Source organism: Priestia sp. YIM B13491, from assembly GCF_042787605.1.
In the GTDB taxonomy this organism is placed as follows: Bacteria; Bacillota; Bacilli; order Bacillales; family Bacillaceae_H; genus Priestia; species Priestia megaterium_E.
Window position 1 is genome coordinate 1 of record NZ_JBHZOR010000032.1, and the last position, 2,053, is coordinate 2,053.

Annotated in this window: 1 rRNA gene; it reads left to right on the forward strand. The window is 52.7% G+C overall.

The features are described 5' to 3' along the window. Window positions 1-124: 124 nt before the first annotated feature. Window positions 125-2,053 (forward strand): 23S ribosomal RNA (locus ACFX4E_RS28175); the annotation flags it as partial.

The following is a 2,053-nucleotide window of genomic DNA, read 5'->3' on the forward strand; positions in this document are numbered from 1 at the left end:
CCCCCCCCCCCCCCCCCCCCCCCCCCCCCCCCCCCCCCCCCCCCCCCCCCCCCCCCCCCCCCCCCCCCCCCCCCTTTCCACCCGAAGACGCCACCCCAGATTCACCTTGGTGACTGGAGTTCAGACGTGTGCTCTTCCGATCTGGCGGATGCCTTGGCTCACGGAGGCGATGAAGGACGTGATAAGCTGCGATAAGCCTTGGGTAGGTGCAAATAACCTTTGATCCAAGGATTTCCGAATGGGACAACCCATCAGGTTGAAGACCTGATATCACTACAGAGGTAGTGAGGCAAACGGAGGGAACTGAAACATCTTAGTACCTCTAGGAAGAGAAAATAAATAATGATTCCCCTAGTAGTGGCGAGCGAACGGGGAATAGCCCAAACCTGCTTTGTGGCAACGCTTAGCAGGGGTTGTAGGACCACGCTGTCGTACTTAGATTGTGAGAAGAATGTTCTGGAAAGAACAATCATAGAGGGTGATAATCCCGTATTCGAAGCATGACGAGACGTAGTGGTATCCTGAGTAACGCGGAACACGTGAAATTCTGCGCGAATCTGCCGGGACCATCCGGTAAGGCTAAATACTCCCGTGAGACCGATAGTGAACGAGTACTGTGAAGGAAAGGTGAAAAGCACTCCGATTAGGAGAGTGAAATAGTTCCTGAAACCATGCGCCTACAAGCGGTCGGAGCCGCGTAAGCGGTGACGGCGTGCCTTTTGCATAATGAACCTACGAGTTACCATGTCTGGCAAGGATAAGCGTCATGAGACGCGCATCCGCAGTGAAAGCGAGCCTGAATAGGGCGTCGAGTCAGATGGGGTAGACGCGAAACCAAGTGATCTACACTTGCCCAGGTTGAAGTCCGGGTAACACCGGATGGAGGACCGCACGGATAAGCGTTGAAAAGCTTCCCGATGAGGTGAGTGTAGGAGTGAAAGGCCAATCAAACTTGGAGATAGCTCGTACTCCCCGAAAGGCATTTAGGTGCCGCGTGCGACGATTTCCATAAGAGGTAGAGCGACCGATAGGTCAAGAGGGCTTCACCGCCTATCGAGACCTGACGAACTCCGAATGCTTATGGACTGCAGTCGTGCAGTAAGGGGGCGGGTGCTAAGGTCCGTCCCCGAGAGGAGAAGAATCCAGACCGCCGTCTAAGGTCCCGAAATTCTGTCTAAGTTAGTCTAACGAAGTCTGGTCCCCGTGACAGCTAGGATGTTGGCTTGGAAGCAGCCATTCATTCAAAGAGTGCGTAACAGCTCACTAGTCGAGGGTCCGGGCATGGATAATAATCGGGTATAAGTCAGATACCGAAGGCGCGGGATAGTAATGTATATTAAAAGTATCGGTAGGGGAGCATTCCATCGACGTTGAATGGTGAAGGTAACTGATCCTGGAGTTTATGGAAAAGCAAATGTAGGTATAAGTAACGATAAAAAGGGTGAGATTCCCTTTCGCCGAAAGACCGAGGTTTCCCGGGCGATGCCAATCAGCCCGGGGTTAGTCGGGTCCTAAGTCTCAGCCGAACGGCGAAGGCGATGGCAGATGCGGTTAATATTCCGCAACTCGCATATTCAGTGATGTGGAGACGGAGCAGTGACACTGCCGCGCCCTGACGGAATAGGGCGTTTAAGTGCGTAGGCTATGAGGAAGGCAGGCAAATCCACCTTCCGAGCTGAACCATGAAAGTACAGGTAATCCTTCGGGATGACTTGAGTGCAGGTAATCATACTTCCGAGAAAATCCGCTAAACTTAATGTATATGCGACCCGTACCGCAAACGGACACACGTGGTCGGGTAGAATATACTAAGGCGTTGAGAGATTCATGGTTAAGGAACTAGGCAAATTGACCCCGTAACTTCGGGATAAGGGGTCCTCATAGCAATATGAGGCGCAGAGAATCGGTCCAGGCAACTGTTTAACAAAAACACAGGGCTGTGCAAACTCGAAAGATGACGTATACAGCCTGACACCTGCCCGGTGCCGGAAGGTTAAGAGGAGATGTCACCAGCAATGGGAAGCATTGAATTGAAGCCCCAGTAAACGGCGGC